Source organism: Escherichia sp. KCJ4928, assembly GCF_004352695.1.
Taxonomy (GTDB): domain Bacteria; phylum Pseudomonadota; class Gammaproteobacteria; order Enterobacterales; family Enterobacteriaceae; genus ECMA0423.
Window position 1 is genome coordinate 1 of sequence record NZ_SJWV01000249.1, and the last position, 4,279, is coordinate 4,279.

At 40.4% G+C, this 4,279-nt stretch carries 4 protein-coding genes; 3 read left to right on the plus strand and 1 reads right to left on the minus strand.

The genetic code is table 11. The features are described from left to right. Window positions 1-16: 16 nt before the first annotated feature. The 3 genes from ydeO (at window position 17) to E0D98_RS21625 (ending at window position 4,071) form a co-directional block, all read left to right on the plus strand. Window positions 17-778, plus strand: a complete 762-nt coding sequence (gene ydeO / locus E0D98_RS21615; RefSeq protein ID WP_000060479.1) for an acid stress response transcriptional regulator YdeO — start codon at window positions 17-19, stop codon at window positions 776-778. A gap of 401 nt (window positions 779-1,179) precedes the next feature. Beyond that, on the plus strand, window positions 1,180-2,862 hold the full coding sequence (locus E0D98_RS21620) for a sulfatase (RefSeq protein WP_001295684.1): 1,683 nt from the start codon (window positions 1,180-1,182) through the stop codon (window positions 2,860-2,862). Window positions 2,863-2,913: 51 nt separating this feature from the next. After that, window positions 2,914-4,071 (plus strand): anaerobic sulfatase maturase, encoded by a 1,158-nt coding sequence (locus tag E0D98_RS21625; RefSeq protein ID WP_001368362.1) that lies wholly within the window; start codon window positions 2,914-2,916, stop codon window positions 4,069-4,071. On the opposite strand, the gene E0D98_RS21630 is transcribed toward E0D98_RS21625, so the two are convergent. After that, window positions 4,037-4,159, minus strand: a complete 123-nt coding sequence (locus tag E0D98_RS21630) for a protein YneP (RefSeq protein ID WP_120795387.1) — start codon at window positions 4,157-4,159, stop codon at window positions 4,037-4,039. The genes E0D98_RS21625 and E0D98_RS21630 overlap by 35 nt on opposite strands. Window positions 4,160-4,279: the final 120 nt, after the last annotated feature.

Sequence of the window (4,279 nt, forward strand, 5' to 3'; positions counted from 1 at the left end):
GTTTTAAGGAGATAAAATGTCGCTCGTTTGTTCTGTTATATTTATTCATCATGCTTTCAACGCTAACATTTTAGATAAAGATTACGCCTTCTCTGACGGCGAGATCCTGATGGTAGATAACGCTGTTCGTACACATTTTGAACCTTATGAGCGGCATTTTAAAGAAATCGGATTTAATGAAAATACCATTAAAAAATATCTACAATGCACTAACATCCAGACAGTGACGGTGCCTGTTCCTGCGAAGTTTTTACGTGCTTCAAATGTACCGACTGGATTGCTTAATGAAATGATTGCTTATCTCAACTCGGAAGAACGCAATCATCATAATTTTTCAGAACTTTTGCTTTTTTCTTGCCTGTCTATTTTTGCCGCATGCAAAGGTTTCATTACACTATTAACTAACGGTGTGCTATCCGTTTCCGGGAAAGTGAGAAATATTGTCAACATGAAGCTGGCGCACCCATGGAAGCTGAAAGATATTTGTGACTGCCTGTACATCAGTGAAAGTCTGTTGAAGAAAAAACTAAAGCAAGAGCAAACGACATTCTCACAGATTCTATTAGATGCCAGAATGCAGCACGCAAAAAATTTGATACGCGTAGAAGGTTCAGTCAATAAAATTGCCGAACAATGTGGTTATGCCAGTACATCTTATTTTATTTATGCGTTCCGCAAACATTTCGGCAACAGTCCGAAGAGAGTTTCTAAGGAGTACCGTTGTCAAAGTCACACGGGTATGAATACGGGCAACACGATGAGTGCTTTAGCTATTTGATTATTTGCTAACGAGTAGTCAACCACGCACGCTACGTAAGAATTATATGGGGCAGCCATTCCCTGCCCCGCGTTGTTTTTAGGCGATATATTTATTGAAATAAATAAGTGACATCCATCACATATTTATGCACTTGCATAACCTGTTGCATGATTATTTATGATCTCAATTCGGCATTTTGTCAGTAAAATGCAATAATTTATTAAATATCAATAAATTAGTTGTTTATCGGCGAGAAATTACTTAATAGAACAGAAAGTAATGTCAACGCTTTATGGACTGTTATTTCCCTTTTTTTAGCTAAATCTGCTATCTCTTTATGTGACTAACTTCACTTACATCCACTTATTTCTCTTCGTAAAATTACTTCGGAATTAAGTACAATAAGAAGAGGAACATTTATGAAGTCTGCATTAAAGAAAAGTGTCGTAAGTACCTCGATATCTTTGATACTGGCATCTGGTATGGCTGCATTTGCTGCTCATGCGGCAGATGATGTAAAGCTGAAAGCAACCAAAACAAACGTTGCTTTCTCAGACTTTACGCCGACTGAATACAGTACCAAAGGAAAGCCAAATATTATCGTACTAACCATGGATGATCTTGGTTATGGACAACTTCCTTTTGATAAGGGATCTTTTGACCCAAAAACAATGGAAAATCGTGAAGTTGTCGATACCTACAAAATAGGGATAGATAAAGCCATTGAAGCTGCACAAAAATCAACGCCGACGCTCCTTTCATTAATGGATGAAGGCGTACGGTTTACTAACGGCTATGTGGCACACGGTGTTTCCGGCCCCTCCCGTGCCGCAATAATGACCGGTCGAGCTCCCGCCCGCTTTGGTGTCTATTCCAATACCGATGCTCAGGATGGTATTCCGCTAACAGAAACTTTCTTGCCTGAATTATTCCAGAATCATGGTTATTACACTGCAGCAGTAGGTAAATGGCACTTGTCAAAAATCAGTAATGTGCCGGTACCGGAAGATAAACAAACGCGTGACTATCATGACAACTTCACCACATTTTCTGCGGAAGAATGGCAACCTCAAAACCGTGGCTTTGATTACTTTATGGGATTCCACGCTGCAGGAACGGCATATTACAACTCCCCTTCACTGTTCAAAAATCGTGAACGTGTCCCCGCAAAAGGTTATATCAGCGATCAGTTAACCGATGAGGCAATTGGCGTTGTTGATCGTGCCAAAACACTTGACCAGCCTTTTATGCTTTACCTGGCTTATAATGCTCCGCACCTGCCAAATGATAATCCTGCACCGGATCAATATCAGAAGCAATTTAATACCGGTAGTCAAACAGCAGATAACTACTACGCTTCCGTTTATTCTGTTGATCAGGGTGTAAAACGCATTCTCGAACAACTGAAGAAAAACGGACAGTATGACAATACAATTATTCTCTTTACCTCCGATAATGGTGCGGTTATCGATGGTCCTCTGCCGCTGAACGGGGCGCAAAAAGGCTATAAGAGTCAGACCTATCCTGGCGGTACTCACACCCCAATGTTTATGTGGTGGAAAGGAAAACTTCAACCCGGTAATTATGACAAGCTGATTTCCGCAATGGATTTCTACCCGACAGCACTTGATGCAGCCGATATCAGCATTCCAAAAGACCTTAAGCTGGATGGCGTTTCCTTGCTGCCCTGGTTGCAAGATAAGAAACAAGGCGAGCCACATAAAAATCTGACCTGGATAACCTCTTATTCTCACTGGTTTGACGAGGAAAATATTCCATTCTGGGATAATTACCACAAATTTGTTCGCCATCAGTCAGACGATTACCCGCATAACCCCAACACTGAGGACTTAAGCCAATTCTCTTATACGGTGAGAAATAACGATTATTCGCTTGTGTATACAGTAGAAAACAATCAGTTAGGTCTCTACAAACTGACGGATCTACAGCAAAAAGATAACCTTGCCGCCGCCAATCCGCAGGTCGTTAAAGAGATGCAAGGCGTGGTAAGAGAGTTTATCGACAGCAGCCAGCCACCGCTTAGCGAAGTAAATCAGGAGAAGTTTAACAATATCAAGAAAGCACTAAGCGAAGCGAAATAACTAAACCTTCATGCGGCGGAATTTTCCGCCGCCTTATTGAGCGAGATAGCGATGCACGTTACAGCCAAGCCCTCCAGTTTTCAATGTAATCTCAAATGTGATTACTGTTTTTACCTTGAAAAAGAGTCGCAGTTTACTCATGAAAAATGGATGGATGACAGCACTCTGAAAGAGTTCATCAAACAATATATCGCAGCGTCTGGCAATCAGGTCTATTTTACCTGGCAAGGCGGTGAACCCACTCTGGCTGGCCTGGATTTTTTCCGTAAAGTTATTCACTATCAACAATGCTATGCAGGCCAAAAACGTATTTTTAATGCATTACAAACGAATGGCATTTTATTGAATAATGAATGGTGTGCTTTTCTCAAAGAACATGAGTTTCTGGTTGGTATCTCGATCGATGGCCCCCAGGAGCTACATGACCGTTACAGACGCAGTAATTCAGGTAACGGTACTTTTGCAAAAGTGATAGCAGCCATCGAGCGACTGAAATCATATCAAGTTGAGTTTAATACGTTAACCGTCATTAATAACGTTAATGTCCATTACCCTCTTGAGGTTTATCATTTTTTAAAATCTATCGGCAGTAAACATATGCAATTTATCGAATTGCTCGAAACCGGGACGCCGAATATTGATTTCAGTGGTCATAGTGAGAACACATTCCGTATCATTGATTTTTCTGTGCCTCCCACGGCTTATGGCAAGTTTATGTCAACCATTTTTATGCAATGGGTTAAAAACGATGTGGGTGAAATTTTCATCCGTCAGTTTGAAAGCTTTGTCAGCCGTTTTTTAGGGAATGGGCATACCAGTTGTATTTTCCAGGAGTCCTGCAAGGATAATCTGGTTGTTGAAAGTAATGGAGATATTTATGAATGCGACCATTTTGTCTATCCACAGTACAAAATTGGAAACATTAATAAATCTGAACTCAAAACGATGAACAGTGTACAACTGACAGCGCAAAAAAAACGGATTTCAGCGAAATGTCTGAAATGTGCATATAAACCTATCTGCAATGGCGGTTGTCCTAAGCATCGTATTACTAAAGTAAACAATGAGACTGTTTCTTATTTTTGCGAAGGTTATAAAATCCTTTTTTCAACCATGGTACCTTATATGAACGCCATGGTGGAGTTAGCTAAGAACAGAGTACCGCTTTACCACATTATGGATGTTGCAAAACAAATGGAGAATAATTAATAACGCTCTCTTTTAACTCCATTCTTAGCCTCCTTCTTATGACCTTAACAAGGCACCCGACATAAATTCCTGTCGGGTGTTTCGTCATCATCATCTTCCCTTGCGAAAATCCTGGCTTACGTGGTATGCGTCAGGGCATTAGCAATACCCTTGATTATCAATAGCATAACCATAACCACTGAAAATGAAATATTCCTTTATATTTCAT

Coding starts and splice junctions, on each gene's coding strand:
- E0D98_RS21620 (WP_001295684.1), top strand. CDS start 1,180: ATGAAGTCTGCATTAAAGAAAAGTGTCGTAAGTACCTCGATATCTTTG.
- ydeO (WP_000060479.1), top strand. CDS start 17: ATGTCGCTCGTTTGTTCTGTTATATTTATTCATCATGCTTTCAACGCT.
- E0D98_RS21630 (WP_120795387.1), bottom strand. CDS start 4,159: ATGACGAAACACCCGACAGGAATTTATGTCGGGTGCCTTGTTAAGGTC.
- E0D98_RS21625 (WP_001368362.1), top strand. CDS start 2,914: ATGCACGTTACAGCCAAGCCCTCCAGTTTTCAATGTAATCTCAAATGT.